Annotated in this window: 15 protein-coding genes; 9 read left to right on the top strand and 6 right to left on the bottom strand. The window is 66.9% G+C overall.

Features of this window, described 5'->3' with window-relative positions:
* Positions 1–102: 102 nt before the first annotated feature.
* Complete coding sequence (locus tag DXK93_RS16255; protein ID WP_119450594.1) at positions 103–1,089, top strand: TRAP transporter substrate-binding protein; 987 nt, start codon at positions 103–105, stop codon at positions 1,087–1,089.
* A gap of 10 nt (positions 1,090–1,099) precedes the next feature.
* Here DXK93_RS16255 and DXK93_RS16250 read toward each other — a convergent pair whose 3' ends face one another.
* The 5 genes from DXK93_RS16250 to DXK93_RS16230 all read right to left on the bottom strand — a co-directional run bounded on the left by DXK93_RS16250 (position 1,100) and on the right by DXK93_RS16230 (position 7,098).
* On the bottom strand, positions 1,100–1,543 hold the full coding sequence (locus DXK93_RS16250; RefSeq protein WP_054451423.1) for a MaoC family dehydratase: 444 nt from the start codon (positions 1,541–1,543) through the stop codon (positions 1,100–1,102).
* 69 nt (positions 1,544–1,612) lie between these two features.
* Positions 1,613–2,848 carry a benzoyl-CoA 2,3-epoxidase subunit BoxA gene (boxA, locus tag DXK93_RS16245; protein ID WP_119450593.1) on the bottom strand — a complete coding sequence of 412 codons (1,236 nt, stop codon included), beginning with the start codon at positions 2,846–2,848 and terminating at the stop codon, positions 1,613–1,615.
* A 54-nt stretch (positions 2,849–2,902) separates the two neighbouring features.
* Positions 2,903–4,330: a benzoyl-CoA 2,3-epoxidase subunit BoxB gene (gene boxB / locus DXK93_RS16240; RefSeq protein WP_054451425.1), complete on the bottom strand. Its 1,428-nt coding sequence runs from the start codon at positions 4,328–4,330 to the stop codon at positions 2,903–2,905.
* A 58-nt stretch (positions 4,331–4,388) separates the two neighbouring features.
* Positions 4,389–6,047 (bottom strand): 2,3-epoxybenzoyl-CoA dihydrolase, encoded by a 1,659-nt coding sequence (gene boxC / locus DXK93_RS16235; protein WP_119450592.1) that lies wholly within the window; start codon positions 6,045–6,047, stop codon positions 4,389–4,391.
* Positions 6,048–6,189: 142 nt separating this feature from the next.
* Entirely contained in the window at positions 6,190–7,098 is a 909-nt protein-coding gene (locus tag DXK93_RS16230) for a helix-turn-helix transcriptional regulator (RefSeq protein WP_042794737.1), read from the bottom strand.
* Positions 7,099–7,274: 176 nt separating this feature from the next.
* Here DXK93_RS16230 and DXK93_RS16225 point away from each other — a divergent pair, with 176 nt between their 5' ends.
* The 8 genes from DXK93_RS16225 to DXK93_RS16190 all read left to right on the top strand — a co-directional run bounded on the left by DXK93_RS16225 (position 7,275) and on the right by DXK93_RS16190 (position 14,853).
* The gene (locus DXK93_RS16225; RefSeq protein ID WP_054451429.1) at positions 7,275–7,745 is read left to right on the top strand and encodes a DUF4863 family protein; all 471 of its coding nucleotides are present in this window, start codon (positions 7,275–7,277) and stop codon (positions 7,743–7,745) included.
* 73 nt (positions 7,746–7,818) lie between these two features.
* The gene (locus tag DXK93_RS16220; RefSeq protein WP_119450591.1) at positions 7,819–9,378 is read left to right on the top strand and encodes a benzoate-CoA ligase family protein; all 1,560 of its coding nucleotides are present in this window, start codon (positions 7,819–7,821) and stop codon (positions 9,376–9,378) included.
* Positions 9,375–10,199 (top strand): alpha/beta fold hydrolase, encoded by an 825-nt coding sequence (locus DXK93_RS16215; RefSeq protein WP_119450590.1) that lies wholly within the window; start codon positions 9,375–9,377, stop codon positions 10,197–10,199. Before DXK93_RS16220 ends, DXK93_RS16215 begins: the two co-directional genes overlap by 4 nt.
* Positions 10,200–10,236: 37 nt before the next feature.
* Positions 10,237–11,397 (top strand): ABC transporter substrate-binding protein, encoded by a 1,161-nt coding sequence (locus DXK93_RS16210; RefSeq protein WP_119450589.1) that lies wholly within the window; start codon positions 10,237–10,239, stop codon positions 11,395–11,397.
* A gap of 25 nt (positions 11,398–11,422) precedes the next feature.
* Positions 11,423–12,304: a branched-chain amino acid ABC transporter permease gene (locus DXK93_RS16205; protein WP_042794742.1), complete on the top strand. Its 882-nt coding sequence runs from the start codon at positions 11,423–11,425 to the stop codon at positions 12,302–12,304.
* Between the two features lie 2 nt (positions 12,305–12,306).
* A complete protein-coding gene (locus DXK93_RS16200; RefSeq protein WP_119450588.1) occupies positions 12,307–13,389 on the top strand; it encodes a branched-chain amino acid ABC transporter permease in 1,083 nt (360 codons plus the stop codon).
* On the top strand, positions 13,382–14,146 hold the full coding sequence (locus tag DXK93_RS16195; RefSeq protein ID WP_119450587.1) for an ABC transporter ATP-binding protein: 765 nt from the start codon (positions 13,382–13,384) through the stop codon (positions 14,144–14,146). Before DXK93_RS16200 ends, DXK93_RS16195 begins: the two co-directional genes overlap by 8 nt.
* On the top strand, positions 14,143–14,853 hold the full coding sequence (locus DXK93_RS16190; protein ID WP_119450586.1) for an ABC transporter ATP-binding protein: 711 nt from the start codon (positions 14,143–14,145) through the stop codon (positions 14,851–14,853). The genes DXK93_RS16195 and DXK93_RS16190 overlap by 4 nt, the downstream gene beginning before the upstream one ends.
* Here DXK93_RS16190 and DXK93_RS16185 read toward each other — a convergent pair.
* Positions 14,850–16,406, bottom strand: a complete 1,557-nt coding sequence (locus DXK93_RS16185; protein WP_054451445.1) for an acetolactate synthase large subunit — start codon at positions 16,404–16,406, stop codon at positions 14,850–14,852. The genes DXK93_RS16190 and DXK93_RS16185 overlap by 4 nt on opposite strands.
* Between the last annotated feature and the right edge of the window lie 149 nt (positions 16,407–16,555).

Below are 16,555 nucleotides of genomic sequence, written 5' to 3'. Positions count from 1 at the left end.
ACTCGCCGTACGCTTTGCAGCATCGGCCAGGCACAGGGCCGGGCGCTCCCGCGCCCTGCCGCGTGTCCCGACCAGGTTTCCCCCCGAGCCCAGGAGCCGCGCATGCAAGGCTGTCCCACCCTCCGCCTGATGACAGGCATTGCCATGGCGTTCATGGCCCATGGCGCCTACGCCGTCACCACCCTCACGATGGCCACCGAGTATCCGGCCACCTCCATGCCCGGACAAGGCGTATCCACGTTTGCCGAACTGGTCCGCGCCAAGACCGCGGGCAACGTGGTCATCGACGCCAGCTATGACGCGTCCAAGGGGATCAAGTCGTCCGACATGATCGATGCGGTGCAAGCGCGCAAGGTGGATGCGGGCGATGCCTTCGCCGGCGCACTGGCGGCCAAGTATCCCTTGTTCGGCGTGTCGTCCCTGCCGTTCCTGGCGGACTCGTTGTCCAAGGCCCGCAACCTGAACAAGGCCGCCCGCCCCGCCTACGAGAAGCTGCTGGCGGCGCATGGGCAGAAGCTGCTGTACACCACGCCGTGGCCGGCGTCCGGCATCTGGTCCAAGCAGAAGCTGGACAGCGTCGCCGCCTTGAAGAAGCTGAGCATCCGCACCTACGACGCCACGTCGCAGGACGTCATGCAGAAAGCCGGCGCCCGCGCGCAGAACATTTCCTTCGCGGATGCGATGCCGCTGATCGCCTCGGGCGAGGTGAACGCGGTACTGTCGTCAGGCGACGGCGGCGCGGGCCGCAAGCTCTGGGAGCACCTGCCCAACTTCGCGGAAATCAACTACGCGATGCCGATCTCGGTGGCGACGATGAACCTGCAGGCGTATCAGGCGCTGGATGCGCGCACGCGCCGCGCCATCGACCAGGCGGCGGCGCAGACCGAAACCGAACAATGGAAGCGCATCGACGGCCGCCTGCAGCAGAACTACGCCAACATGCGCAAGAACGGCGTGGCGATCAATACGTCGGTGCCGCTGCCCGTGCAGCGCGCGCTAAAGGATGCCGCGGCAGACTCGGTCAAGAACTGGAAGGCAGCAGCCGGTCCTGAAGCCGCCGCCATCCTGAAGCAGACAGGCAAGCGCTAGACGGCCAGCCTCAGTTTTCGCCGGACAGATCGAACAGGCTGGTCGCGTCCAGCTCCAGCACGCCTTCGTCGTGCTGGTTCAGGACCGTCCAGGCCCAGGTAATGATGCCCAGGTCGGGACGCGACGACGAGGTGCGCACGCCCTGCACGCGCGCTTCGAGGCGCAGGGTGTCGCCCGGACGCACCGGCGTGCGCCAGCGCACCTCGCCCAGGCCGGGCGAGCCGAAGGATTCGGAATCGTGCAGCGCCGCGTCCACGGCCATGCGCATCGCCAGCGCGCAGGTATGCCAGCCGCTGGCAATCAGGCCGCCCCAGCGCCCTTCAGAGGCACGCTTGGGATCGGTGTGGAACCACTGGGGATCGAACTTGCGTGCGAACTCCAGGATCTCGGCTTCCGTCAGGGTGACCGGACCGCCCTTGATGACCATGCCGTCCTTGAATTCGGCGAACTTCATTTTGTGGATTCCCCCCGCAAATGCAATCGGCGCGCCAGCGCGCGCCGATTGCCACGCATGTTTGTGGATTCAGTACGTTTCGAAATGCAGGCGCCCTTCGCGGCGCAATGCATCATGCAGGATAGACCAATCCTGGCCCGCTTGCACCGTCACATCGCGCAGGGCGTCCAGCACGCCTACTTCCATGCCCTTCAGCCCGCACACGTAGATGCAGGTATTGCGGTCCGCCAGCAGTTCCCGCACCGCGCCTGCGCGGTCGCGGATCAGGTCCTGCACGTAGCGCTTGGGTTGCCCGGCTTCGCGCGACAGCGCCAGGTTGATGTCGATGAAATCTCGCGGCAGCTTCATCAGCGGCCCGAAGTACGGCAGTTCACGCTCGGTGCGCGCGCCGAAGAACAGCAGCAGCTTGCCGTTTTCGCCGGTCTCGATGCGGCGGCGGTAGCGCTCCGTCATCGCGCGCATGGGCGCCGAACCCGTGCCGGTGCAGATCATGATGAGATTGGCGCGGGGGTGATTGGGCATCAGGAAGGTGTGGCCGAACGGCCCGATCACCTGCACCTTGTCGTTCTTGGCCAGGTCGCACAGGTAGTTCGAGCACACGCCATGCGCGGCGGCGCCCGCATGGTCCTCGGTGACGCGCTTTACGGTCAGCGAAAGATTGTTGTAGCCGGCCCGCTCGCCGTCGCGCGGACTGGCCAGCGAGTACTGGCGCGCGTGGTGCGCCCGGCCCTGCGCGTCCACGCCGGGCGGCAGGATGCCGATGGACTGCCCTTCCAGCACGGGAAACGGCAGCTCGCCGAAGTCGAGCACGATATGGTGGATGTCGCTTTCCGTGTCGGCGCCGGTCACGCGGTAGTTGCCGACCACGGTGGCCGTCATCGGCGTCTTGTGCGTGTACAGGTTGACGTATGGGTGGGCGGCGGACCAGGGCGGGACCGTTGCGCCGGGCGCGGTGGAAGTCGCGGGCGCGGCAGGCTGCGGCGTATCCGGCTCATCGCAGGCCGGCGCGGCGGCAGCCGTTTCCGGCAGCGCCTTCTCGCCCGGCAGTTCTTCCCAGCCCAGTTGTTCCTGCACGCCATAGGCTTCGGCGCGTACCATCAGCCGCCAGTTGTCGATCGCCCCCGTGGGGCAAGGCGGCACGCAGGCCATGCAGCCGTTGCAGATCTCGGGATCCACCACGTAGTTGTTCGAGTCGTGGGTGATCGCCTTGATCGGACAGGTTTCTTCGCAGGTATTGCAGCGGATGCAGATCTCGGGATCGATCAGGTGCTGCTTCAGGACTTCTGCTGGTAAGGGAGCGTTCATCTCGGTCTTCCCCATGCTCCGGTAGGCGGCCGTGAAAACAGCCGCCGCCCCGCTTTAGTTGAAACGGACGTACTCGAAATTCACCGGCTGGCGGTTGACGCCCATGACGGGCGGCGCGATCCAGTTGGCGAACTTGCCCGGCTCGGTGACGCGGCCCATCAGCGATGCAACGAAGGCGCGGTCCTCGGGCGTCGGCAGCCATTTGTGACTGTTGGCCTGCCATTGCGATTCGGACAGGATCTCGCCTTCGGGCGACATGCGGATGCCGGCCAGCGTGCCGATCTGGCGATTGAAGGCCTTGTGCGGCACTTGCAGCCGGAACGGCAGGCCGCTCTTTTCGATGACCTTGTTCCAGCGCCCGATGCCAGCGACCGAATCGCGGATGAAGTCGTCGCGCAGCACTTCGTTCAGGGCGTTCAGCATCGGCACCTCGATCTCGCGCAGCCTGCCGTTTTCCACGGTTAGCACGCGGTAGGTGTCGTTCTTCAGCTGGTGGTCGTCGGTGCGCTTGCTTTCCTCGTAGCGGCCCTTCAGGCCCGAACCGTAGAAAATGGCCGCATTGGAGGACTGATCCGCGCCGAACAGGTCGATGGTGACGCTGTAGTGGAAGTTGAGGTAGCGCTGGATGGTGGGCAGGTCGATCACGCCGGCCGCGCGCACCGCTTGCGGGTCATCGGTCTTGAGCTGGTTCATGACCTCGCAGGTGCGCTGGATGACGCGCGAGATGCCGGATTCGCCCACGAACATGTGGTGCGCTTCCTCGGTCAGCATGAACTTCGTGGTGCGCGCCAGCGGATCGAAGCTGGACTCCGCCAGCGCGCACAGCTGGAACTTGCCGTCGCGGTCGGTGAAATAGGTGAACATGTAGAAGGCCAGCCAATCGGGCGTCTTCTCGTTGAACGCGCCCAGGATGCGCGGATTGTCGGAATCCCCCGAGCTGCGCTGCAGGAGCGCGTCCGCCTCTTCGCGGCCATCGCGGCCGAAGTAGCGGTGCAGCAGATAGACCATGGCCCACAGGTGGCGGCCTTCCTCGACGTTGATCTGGAACAGGTTGCGCAAGTCGTACTGCGAGGGCGCGGTCAGGCCCAGGTGGCGCTGCTGCTCGATCGAGGCCGGTTCGGTGTCGCCCTGCGTGACGATGATGCGGCGCAGGTTGGCGCGGTGCTCGCCGGGCACATCCTGCCAGACGTCGCGGCCCATGTTCTCTCCGAAATGGATCTTGCGCTGCCCGTCCTGCGGCGCCAGGAAGATGCCCCAGCGGTAGTCCGGCATCTTGACGTGGTCGAAGTGCGCCCAGCCGTCGGGCTGCACGCTGACCGCCGTGCGCAGGTAGACGTCGAAGCCGTGGGAGCCGTCAGGGCCCATGTCCTGCCACCACTGCAGGTAGTTGGGCTGCCAATGTTCCAGCGCGCGCTGCAAGGTGCGGTCGCCGGACAGATTGACGTTGTTGGGGATCTTATCGGTGTAGTTGATTCCAGACATGTCTCGCTCCTGTTCCTTTGGGGTGGCCGCGTTCACGCGGCGCGGTGACGCGGGGCCGTCAGACCCGGTTCCAGTCGAATGCGGCTTGCTCGCCCTTGCCGTAGAGCTTGAGCGCGCCCTTGTCGCCGGCGGCGTTGGGGCGGTTGAAGATCCAGTTCTGCCAGGCTGTGAGGCGGCCGAAGATGCGGGTCTCCATCGTTTCCTGGCCGCCGAAGCGCAGGTTGGCTTCCAGTCCGGTCAGGGCGTCGGGCGACAGCGCGCGGCGCTCTTCCAGCATCATGCGCACCTCGTCGTCCCAATCGATGTTGTCGGGCGCATAGGTGACCAGGCCCAGCTCCAGCGCGTCGATGGCCGACAGCGGCTGGCCGGCGCGCGCGCGCACCGCTTCCAGGGGCGCTTCCTCTTCATAGAAGCGGCGCTGCAGGCGGCTCTGGCCGTTGACCAGCGGATAGGCGCCGAAATTGCGCTCGCCCACCACGATCTGCGCGGGCGCGGATTCGTCTTCGTTGTCCAGCATGTAGCTGCGGTCGGCAGCCAGCGCCAGTTCGAGCAAGGTGCCTGCAAAGCAGGAGCCGGGTTCGATCAGCGCGAACAGGCTGCGCGAGGTCACGTCCAGGCGCGCCAAGGTGCGGCGCAGCATGCCGGCGGTTTCGCGCACGAACCAGTGGTCCGCATGCTGTTGGAGCGCGGCATCCGCGGCCAACACCAGCGCGGCGTCGCCTTCGGTCTTGATGATCCAGGTGCCGATGTCCAGTTCGTTGGTGCGCATCGACAGGATGGCATCGTCCAGTTCGCGCGCCATCTGCAGCGGCCACCAGGCCGCGCCGGCCGCGACGATGTCCTGCAGCTCGGTTTGCACCGCGCCCTCGGGCGCGCGCACCGTCCAGGTGGCCTGGCGCTTCTCGCGGTCCAACTTGATGTCCACATAGCGGTAGGACAGGCCATCGGCGCTTTCCGTGCGCTGCACCGGCGTCAACACGATGCCTTGCTCGCCTGCCGGGCGGTCGCTGCCCTGCGCCAGCGCCTGCGCGCGCTCACGCACGGCCTCCTCGAAGCGGGCCGGCTTGACCACTTCGTCCACCAGGCGCCAATCCTTGGCGCGCTGGCCGCGCACGCCCTCGACCAGGGTGCAGAAAATGTCGGCATGGTCGTGGCGCACGCGGCGCTTGTCGGTCACGCGGGTCAGGCCGCCGGTGCCGGGCAGCACGCCCAGCAGCGGCACCTCGGGCAGCGCGACCGCCGACGATCGGTCGTCGATCAGCATGATCTCGTCGCAGGCCAGCGCCAGCTCGTAGCCGCCCCCGGCGCAGGCGCCGTTGAGCGCGGCGATGAACTTCAGGCCGCTGTGGCGGCTGGAATCTTCAATGCCGTTGCGGGTTTCGTTGGTGAACTTGCAGAAGTTCACCTTCCAGGCGTGCGAGGACAGACCCAGCATGAAGATATTGGCGCCGGAACAGAAGATGCGGTCCTTCATGCTGGTCACGACCACGGTGCGCACTTCCGGGTGTTCGAAGCGGATGCGCTGCAAGGCGTCATGCAGTTCGATGTCCACCCCCAGGTCGTAGGAATTCAGCTTGAGCTTGTAGCCCGGACGCAGGCCACCGTCCTCGGCAACATCCATGGCCAGCGTGGCGACCGGGCCGTCGAAGCTCAAGCGCCAGTGGCGGTACTGCTCGGGGTCGGTCCGGAAATCAACCCGGTTGAGGGTGCTGCTCATAGTGTGTCTCCTCGTACGCCTGCCAAACAGGAAAAATACTGCACTACATGAATTATTGTGCAGATTAGAGGACAAAAAAAGCCCCGTCAAGCGGGGCATGCATAAAAATGCATATTGCCGGCGCTGCCGGCATCGAATCCAGCTATAGCGGCAGGCCGCAAGCCTTGCGCACCTGGGTGCGCAGGCCGGCAAAGCTTTCCTGCACATCCAGGTTGCTGGTGACCCAGGTGAGGTCGGCCTTGGCGTAGAAGGCTTCGCGTCCGGCCAGGATGCGCTTGAGGTCCGCCATGGCCTCGTTGTTGCCCGACATGGGACGGAAATCCCCCTGCGCCATGACCCGGCCCATGTGCTCCTCGGGCGTGGCGCGCAGCCATACCGTGTAGCAGTGCGCCAGCAGCAGATTGAGGGTGGCGGGCTCGGACACCAGCCCGCCCGGCGTGGCCAGCACCATTTCCGGGTAGATCTGCACGGCCTCTTCCAGCGCCCGCCGTTCGTAGCGGCGGTAGGCATTGGGGCCGTACAGATTGTGGATTTCCAGGATGCTGCAGCCGGCCACGCGCTCGATCTCGCGGTTCAACTCCACGAACGGATAACCCAGGTCATCAGCCAGCATCTGGCCCAGCGTGGACTTGCCCGCGCCGCGCAGGCCGATCAGCGCCACGCGCTGGGTGCGGTTGGGGCGCTGCGCCCCCGCCCCTACGCCGAACAGCTGGGTCAGGGCCTCGCGCGCGCGCTGCAGGTCGGATTCCGTGCGGCCGCTGAGCAGCTCGCGGATCAGCAGCCAGTCGGGCGATTCGGTGGTGACGTCGCCCACCAATTCGGCCAGCGCGCAGTTGAAGGCGCGTGCGATCTGCAGCAACACCAGGATGGAGGCATTGCCCACCCCATGTTCCAGATTGGCCAGATGGCGCTCCGATACGCCAGTCACCTGCGACAGGCTCTTGCGGGTCATGCCGCGTATGGCCCGCAGGCGGCGCACCCGCTCGCCCAAGGCCACCAGGAACGCTTCCCGCCTGGGTTCGGATGGCGCCGCATCTAGCGCTTGATTCATGTTTACGTGACTCCGCAAAAACCCTGATTACCACGTTTTATGCACTATAGTGCTTGACCATAATCAATGGAAGCACTATTTTTCCATTCAATCAGTCCAAAGCGCCTCATGTGCAAAAAAGCAGCAGTCGATTTCATGTCGATTCTGAAGCGCCGACAGTGTAAAGGAGGTGCCCGGTGAGTACGCCTGATCAATTCCATGCCCTGATGCGCGAGGTCACGCGCCTGACGCAAGGCCAGCCGCTGGACGCGGCGCTGCAGGAAAGCCTGAACCGCGAGGCCGGCCCGCAAAGCGCCCTGTTCCAGGAGATCTACGCCACCTGTAGGCAGGGCGTGGCCGAGGGCTGGATGTGCAGCCGGGAAGGCGGCGGCATCCGCTACGGCCGCGTCATCAAGCCCGCGCCAGACCTGGCGGACTGCTCGGTGGACGTAGTGGACATGAACGATCTTGCCGGCCCGCACCACGCGCACCCCAATGGCGAGATCGACATGATCATGCCGCTGACCGAGGGCGCCCGCTTCGACGGCCACGGCGCCGGCTGGCTGGTCTACGGCCCCGGCAGCGCGCACAGCCCGACCGTGAGCGGCGGCCGCGCGCTGGTGCTGTATCTGCTGCCGGGCGGCGCCATCGAATTCACGCGCACCTGAGAGGCCCCGCCCCACCCGCCGCCAGAAAAACACACACAGCGCGGCTCCCCCCACAGGACATCAGGAGACAACCGTGAACGCCTGTCCCGACGAACTCAACTTCGCCAGCCACCTGGCGGCGCTCAATGCGCCGCGCGCCGCCAAGCCGGCCTACATCGACGACACCCGCCAGATCAGCTACGGCGAACTGGCGGAGCGGGTGGCGCGCATGGCCGGCGCGCTGCGCCAGCTGGGCCTGCGGCGCGAGGAGCGCATCCTGCTGCTGATGCAGGACACTGTCGACTGGCCGGTGGTATTCCTGGGCGCGCTGCATGCGGGCGTGGTGCCGGTGGCCGTGAACACCCTGCTTACCGCCGATGACTACGCTTACATCATTGGCCACAGCCGCGTGCGCGCCGTGTTCGTATCGGGCGCCTTGCTGCCAGTGGTGCAGACCGCGCTGGGGCAGGCCGCCGCCGATGTCGAACACCTGGTGGTTTCCCAGCCCGCCGGCCCCTTACCCGAAGGCGGGCGCGAATTCGAATCGCTGCTGGCCGCCGCCCCGCTCGCGCCAGCGGCGCGCACCCTGTCCGACGAGATCGCTTTCTGGCTGTATTCGTCCGGCTCCACCGGCAAACCCAAGGGCGTGGTCCACACCCATGGCAACCTGTGGCACACGGCCGAACTCTATGCCAAGCCCGTGCTCGGCATCCGCGAGGACGACGTGGTGTTCTCGGCCGCCAAGCTGTTCTTCGCCTACGGCCTGGGCAATGGCCTGACCTTCCCCCTGTCCGTGGGCGCGACCGTCATCCTGATGGGCGAACGCCCCACGCCGCAAGCGGTCTTCAAACGCCTGACGCAGCATCGGCCCACCGTGTTCTACGGCGTGCCCACGCTGTACGCCAGCATGCTGGCCTCGCCCGACCTGCCGGCGCGCGAACAGGTCGCCATGCGCATCTGCACGTCCGCCGGCGAAGCGTTGCCGCGCGACATCGGCGAACGCTACACGCGCCACTTCGGCTGCGAGATCCTGGACGGCATCGGCTCCACTGAGATGCTGCACATCTTCATCTCCAACCAGACCGGGCAGCTGCGCTACGGCACCACCGGTAAGCCCGTGCCGGGCTATGAAGTGCAGTTGCGCGACGAGAACGGCGCCCCGGTGCCGCCCGGCGCCATCGGCGACCTCTACATCAAAGGCCCCAGCGCAGCCCTGATGTACTGGAACAACCGCGACAAGACGCGCCAGTGCTTCCTGGGCGACTGGCTCAAGAGCGGCGACAAGTACACCTGCGACGCGGACGGCTACTACACCTATGCCGGGCGCAGCGACGACATGATCAAGGTCAGCGGCCAGTACGTGTCGCCAGTGGAGGTCGAGAACATCCTGGTGCAGCACGAGGCTGTGCTGGAAGCGGCCGTGATCGGCGTGCCGGACCACGACGGGCTGGTCAAGACCAAGGCCTACGTGGTGCTGCGTCCCGGCTTCGAGCCCGACGCGCAGACCGGGGCTGCGCTGCAGAATTACGTGAAGCAGCATCTGGCGCCGTTCAAGTATCCGCGCCAGATCAATTTCACGGAAGAACTGCCCAAGACGGCCACCGGGAAGATACAGCGCTTCCGCCTGCGCCAATTGGAAGAGGCCACGCTATGAGCGCCTGCGCCGTGGCCGAGACCGTGTTTGCCGAGTTTCATACCGGCGGCCGGGATCTGCGCCTGGAATACCAGTGGATAGGGTCCGACAGCCCCGGCGCCCCGTTGCTGGTCTTCCTGCACGAAGGACTGGGGTCCGTATCCATGTGGAAGGACTGGCCCGAGCGCGTCTGTGCAGCAGCCGGGTGCCGCGGACTGGTGTATTCGCGCTACGGCTACGGGCAATCGACGCCCCGGCCGCCAGCAGAAAAGCGGCCGGTGGATTTCATGCACATCGAGGCGCGCGAGGTGCTGCCCGCGCTGTTGATCGCGCTGGGCGTGGACGCCCGGCGCGACAAGCCGGTGCTGTTCGGCCACAGCGACGGCGGCTCCATCGCCCTGCTGTATGCGGCCATGCATCCCGACGCGGTGGCCGGCGTGGTCGCCGCCGCGCCCCATATCCTGGTCGAAGACGTGTCGGTCGCCAGCATCGCGCAGGCGCGCCAGGCCTATCTGGACACGGACCTGCGCGCCCGGCTGGGGCGCTATCACGCGGACCCGGATTCGGCGTTCTGGGGCTGGAACGACATCTGGCTAGACCCGGCTTTCCGCCGCTGGAACCTGGACGAATACCTGCCCCGCATCGCCTGTCCCGTGCTTGCCATCCAGGGCGTGGACGACGAATACGGCAGCTTGGCGCAGATACGCGGCATACGCCGGCTCGCGCCCCAGACCGAACTGCTGGAACTGCCCGACTGCGGCCACTCGGCGCACAAGGACCAGCCAGCCCGCGTTATCCAGGCCGTCGCCAGCTTTATGGGCGGCCTGGAAAAACCCCGCTGACCACTGCGTCGGCCCATAACAAGCACGGAGACTAACCATGAACCACGCCCTGACCCGGGCTGCGCTCGCCGCGGCTCTGACGCTCGCCGCCACCGGCGCCCAGGCCGCCGACAAGATCAAGGTCGGCTTCATGCTGCCCTACAGCGGCACCTACGCCGCGCTGGGCAACGCCATCGAGAATGGCTTCAAGCTGTACGTCGCCGAACAAGGCGGCAAGCTGGGCGGACGCGAGATCGAATACTTCAAGGTGGACGACGAGTCCAACCCCGCCAAGGCCGCCGAAAACGCCAACCGCCTGATCAAGCGCGACCAGGTGGACGTCCTGATCGGCACCGTGCACTCGGGCGTGGCGATGGCGCTGGCCAAGGCCGCCAAGGATGCCGACACCACACTCATCGTGACCAACGCGGGCGCCAACGCCATCACCGGTCCGCTGTGCGGCCCGGGCATCTTCCGCACCTCGTTCACCAACTGGCAGCCGGCCTACGCCATGGGTCCAGTGGCCTTTGCCAAGGGCCACAAGACGGCCGTCACCATCACCTGGAAATACGCGGCCGGCGACGAGGCCATCGGCGGCTTCAAGGAAGGCTTCGAGAAGGCCGGCGGCAAGGTCGTGAAGGAACTGAGCCTGCCGTTTCCCAACGTGGAATTCCAGCCGCTGCTGACCGAGATCGCGGCGCTCAAGCCCGACATGGTGTTCACGTTCTTTGCAGGCGGCGGCGCCGTGAAGTTCGTGCAGGACTATTACGCCGCGGGCCTGGGCAAGACCATCCCGCTGTACGGTTCGGGCTTCCTGACCGATGGCACGCTGGAGGCCCAGGGCGCTTCGGCGCAAGGCCTGCTGACGACGCTGCACTATGCAGACGGCCTGAACACGCCGCGCGACAACGCCTTCCGCGCCGACTACAGCAAAGCCTACAAGGCACAGCCCGACGTCTACGCGGTGCAGGGCTATGACGCCGCGCAGCTGATGCAGTCGGGCCTGGCCGCGGTCAAGGGCGACTTCGCCAAGAAGGAAGACTTCCGCAAGGCCATGCGCGGCGCCACGGTGGACAGCCCGCGCGGCCCCTTCACGCTGTCCAGCGCGGGCAACCCGGTGCAGGACATCTACCTGCGCCGCGTCGACGGGCTGCAGAACAAGGTCGTGGATATCGCCGTGAAGAAGCTGGCCGACCCGGCCCGCGGCTGCAAGCTCTGACCGCAATCCGCCACAGGGAGGCCCCATGGACATCAGCATCCTGCTCATCCAGAGCCTGAACGCTTTCCAGTACGGCTTGCTGCTGTTCCTGGTGGCCAGCGGACTCACGCTGATCTTCGGCATCATGGGCATCATCAATCTTGCCCACGGCAGTTTCTACATGATCGGCGCCTACATGGCGTTCGCGCTGGGACCGGCCGTCGACCGCTGGCTGGGCGGCGGCTTCCTGGCCACGCTGGCGGTCTGCGTGCTGGCCGCCGGCGCCCTGGGCTATCTGCTGGAGGCCGCTTTTTTCAGCTACCTGTACAAGCGCAACCACTTGCAGCAGGTGCTGATGACCTACGGCCTGATCCTGGTCTTCGAAGAACTGCGCAGCATCCTGGTGGGCAACGACGTGCACGGCGTGCCCCTGCCAGCCTGGCTGCAGGGCAGCATCGCGCTGGGCGACGTCATGACCTATCCGGTCTACCGGCTGTTCATTTCCGCCGTCGGCATCGCGGTGGCGCTGTTGCTGTACTGGGTCATCACGCGCACGCGGCTGGGCATGATGCTGAGGGCCGGCGCCAGCAACCGCGAGATGATCGGATCGCTGGGCATAGACATCAACAAGCTCTACCGCCTGGTGTTCGCGGCAGGCGTGGCGCTGGCGGCGCTGGCAGGTAGCATCGCCGCGCCGGTGTCCTCGGTCTATCCCGGCATGGGCAACGGCGTACTCATCATCTGCTTCGTGGTGGTGGTGATCGGCGGCATCGGCTCGATCCGTGGCGCCTTCCTGGCCGCGATGCTGGTGGGCGTGGTGGAAACCTTCGGCCAGGTGCTGTTCCCGTCCGCGGCGGGCGTGCTGGTGTACCTGCTGATGGCCTTCATACTTCTTTGCAAGCCCGAAGGGCTGTTCAAGCAGGGCTGACCATGTTGAACCGACTCTTGCCCATTGCGGCGCTGCTGGCGCTGGCCGCTTTCTCCTGGAGCGGCAGCGACTACTACACCGGCCTGGCGATCAAGATCATGATCTATGGAATCTTCGCGCTCAGCCTGCAGCTGCTGGTGGGCGGCGCGGGACTGGTCAGCCTGGGCCACGCCGCCTTCTTCGGCATCGGCGCCTACGTCGCGGCGCTGCTGTCGCCGGAATCCGAAGCCGCCGGCCTGTGGTGGCTGCTGCCGGCCGCCCTGCTCGCCGCCGCGGCCTATGCGTTGGCGACCGGCGCGCTGGCGCTGCGCACCCGCGGCGTGTACTTCATCATGGTCACGCTGGCCTTCTCGCAGATGGCCTACTACGTGTTCCACGACACCAAGATCGGCGGCGGCAGCGACGGCATCTACCTGTACTTCCGGCCCGAACTGTCCCTGGGCGGCTGGCTGCCGTTCGACCTGGGCGATGCCCGGACCTTCTACTTCTTCGTGCTCGCCTGCCTGGCGCTGACCTGGGGCTTCCTGGCGCTGCTGCGGCGCTCGCCTTTCGGCGCCGCGCTCGCCGGCATCCGCATCAACGAACAGCGCATGCGCGCGGCCGGCTACTCGACCTATCCCTACAAGCTGGCCGCCTATGTCATCGGCGCCACGCTGGCCAGCCTGGCGGGCTTTCTGTTCGCGCTGAAGGACGGCTTCGTCACGCCCGAGCTGCTGGCCTGGGAACAATCGGGCCTGGTGCTGCTGATGGTGATCCTGGGCGGCATGGGCAGCCTGGGCGGCGCGGTGCTGGGCACTGTGGCGCTGGTGCTGATGCAGGAACTGTTCCAGTCGCAGGAGATTTTTGGCGAATACGCGCGCCACTGGCACCTGCCGCTGGGCGTGGCCATCATCGCGCTGGTGGCCTTGCTGCCCAACGGCCTGGCCGGGCTGCCGGCTCAGCTGCGCCAGCGCCGCGCGGCGCACGTTGCCGCCCCCGGCCTGGACGCCGACACCGCCCGCGCCGCGCCCAAACCGGATGCCGCGCATTCCAGCCGTCAGCAGGCTCCCGCCCGCCTGCCCATCCAGGGAGAGCCCCATGTCTGATGTCCTGCTGGCCGCAAGCGCGGTCACGCGCCGCTTCGGCGGCCTGACGGCGGTGAACGGCGTGTCGCTGGAATTGCAGCGCGGCCAGGTCCACGCCGTCATCGGCACCAACGGCGCAGGCAAGTCCACGCTGATCAACATCCTGTCGGGCGAACTTGCGCCCAGCAGCGGCCAAGTGATGCTGGCCGGCCGCGACATCACGGCCTGGCGCCAGCCCGACCGGGCGCGCGCGGGCCTGGGCCGCAGCTACCAGCGGTCCACCATCTTTCCCGAACTGAGCGTGTTCGAAAACTGCAGGCTGGCCGCCCAGGCTCGCCGCCAGCGCTTCTGGCACTGGTGGCGGTCCGCCGCCGAATGCCGCCACAGCGCGGAGCTTGCGCGTCACGCGCTGGAGCGCACCGGCCTGGCGGACGACGCCGCGCGCGACGCCGGGCTGCTGCCGCATGGCCGCAAGCGCCAGCTTGAGATCGCCATGTGCCTGGCTGGCGAACCGCAGGTGCTGCTGTTGGACGAACCCCTGGCCGGCATGGGCCCCGAGGAAACCGACCGCATCCTGGAGCTGCTGGAAGCGCTCAAGCCCGGCCACGCAATCCTGCTGGTGGAACACGACATGGACGCGGTCTTCCGCGTCGCCGAAACCATTACCGTCATGGTCAACGGCGCCGCCATCGCCAGCGGCACGCCAGACGCGATCCGCGCCAACCCCGACGTGCGCACCGCCTACCTGGGCGAAGACAGCCATGGAGCCAGCGTATGACCGCTTTGATCGAAGCAGGCGGCCTGCACGTTTACTACGGCGCCAGCCATGTGCTGCGCGGCATCGACATGTATATCGCGCCCGGAGAATCCGTAGGCCTGGTGGGGCGCAACGGCATGGGCAAGACCACGCTGATCCGCAGCCTGATGGGCCATGTCAGAAGCGCCCAGGGCAGCGTGCGCGTGGACGGGCGCGACTGCACCCGTGCGCAGCCCCACGCCATCGCCCGCATGGGCGTGGCCTATGTACCCGAAGGGCGCGGCATCTTTCCCAACCTGAACGTGCGCGAGAACCTGCAGGTGGCAGCGCGCGCCGGCCGCGACGGCCGCCAGGACTGGACCTACGCGCGCGTGCTGGAGGTGTTTCCGCGCCTGCGGGAACGCCTGGGCCATGGCGGCCAGCAGCTATCGGGGGGCGAGCAGCAGATGCTGGCCATCGGCCGGGCGCTGATGACCAATCCCGAACTGCTGATCCTGGACGAAGCCACCGAGGGCCTGGCCCCGCTGATCGTGGCCGAGATCTGGAAAATCATCCGCCAGATCCGCTCCAGCGGCATGTCCACGCTGATCGTGGACCGCAATTACCGGGCGGTGCTGGAACACACCGACCGCTGCCTGGTGATGGAAAAAGGCCAGATCGTGCAGGACGGCGACAGCGCGTCGCTGGCCCGGCAGCCCGAGCAGTTGACGCGCTATCTGGGGGTTTAGATCACCGCTTCAATCAGGAACGGGCCGCGGCGCTTCAGGCCTTCCTGCAGCGCGCGCGCGAAGCCTTCCACCGTATCCACGCTGACCGCTTCCACGCCCATGCCGCGCGCCAGATGCGTCCAGTCCAGGTACGGTTCTTCCAGATCCAGCATGCGGCGGGCGTTGCGCCCGGGTTCCTGTACGCCGACGTTCTTCATCTCGCCGTGCAGGGTGGCGTAGGAACGGTTGGCCAGGATCACGGTCAGGCAATCCAGGTTCTCGCGCGCCTGCGTCCATAGCGCCTGCAAGGTGTACATGCCGCTGCCGTCTGCCTGCAGGGTGACGACCTTGCGGTCCGGGCAGGCGACGGCAGCGCCGGTCGCCAGCGGCAGGCCGATGCCGATGGCGCCGCCCGTCAGCATGAGCCAATCGTGCGGCGCGCTGTTGACGCTGTAGAGCGGGAATTCGCGGCCCTGGGTGATGGACTCGTCGCAGACGATGGCCTGCTCCGGCAGATGGTGCGCGACCAGGATGTTGACGGCGGCGCCAGTCAACTTGCCGGACTGCGGCACCTCGTAGTTGGCGGGGGCAGCGGCCAGGCGCGGCGCGTCCTGGGCGATGCCGAGCTCGTCGGCCAGCCACTCCAGCGCATGCGCCAGGTCCTGCTCGGGCGTGCCCAGCACCACCTGCTTGCAGTCGGGCGGCGCCAGCAGGCTGGGCTTGCCGGGATAGGCAAAGAAGCCGACCGGCGCTTTCGCGCCCACCAGCACCAGATGGCGCACGTCCTTCAGCTTGGCCACCGCCAGGTCGATCGGATACGGCAGGCGGTCCACCGGCGTGCGCGAGCCGCCGCGCTCGATGCGGCGGTTGGAGGTTTCCGACACCAGCCGCACGCCGGTGGCGCGCGCGATACGGCCGGCGGCGTTCAGCGCGCGTTCACGCAGCGCGGAACCGCCCAGCATCAGCGTCGTGACTTCGCCCGAGCGGATCGCGGCAACCGCCGCGCGCACCGCGTCGGCCGAGGTCTGGGCCAAGGCCTCGCTCTTGGCCAGCACCGGCGCGGTGTTTTCCGGCAAGTCCGTCCAGGCCGCGTCGGCGGGCAGGATCAGCGTGGCGATGTTGCCCGGCGAGCGGCGCGCCACGCCCACGGCCTCAGCGGCGTCGGCGGACAGGTCGGCGGCCTTGGTGGTGCGCTTGACCCAATGCGACATCGGGCGCGCGACGCCTTCGACGTCGCTGGTCAGCGGCGCGTCGTACTGGACGTGATAGGTGGCGTGGTCGCCCACGATGTTGACCATGGGCGTGCGGGCGCGCTTGGCGTTGTGCAGGTTGGCCAGCCCGTTGCCCAGGCCCGGGCCCAGGTGCAGCAGCGTCGCGGCAGGCTTGTCGGCCATGCGCGCGTAGCCGTCGGCCGCGCCGGTCACCACGCCTTCGAACAGGCCCAGCACGCAGCGCATCTTCGGCTTGCGATCCAATGCCGCGACAAAGTGCATTTCGGATGTGCCGGGGTTCGCGAAGCAAACATCCACGTCGTTGGCCAGCAAGGTATCGCAAAGACTATCAGCGCCGTTCATCGTTTTTCCCTGATCATTTTCCATTGGCGGTGCATGGGCGCATGCGCGCCCGCGTGACATGCATGATAGGTAGCGTAGCCGAAACCGGCTAGAGCCATTTCAGGCCGCCGTCATGGAACCATTCCACAGGTTCCGCCAAACGGAATTTG

The organism is Achromobacter sp. K91 (assembly GCF_003576205.1).
GTDB lineage: Bacteria > Pseudomonadota > Gammaproteobacteria > Burkholderiales > Burkholderiaceae_B > Achromobacter > Achromobacter aegrifaciens.
The sequence above is the reverse complement of the archived record's forward strand: the minus strand, read 5'-3'. Positions and strand labels throughout refer to the sequence as shown.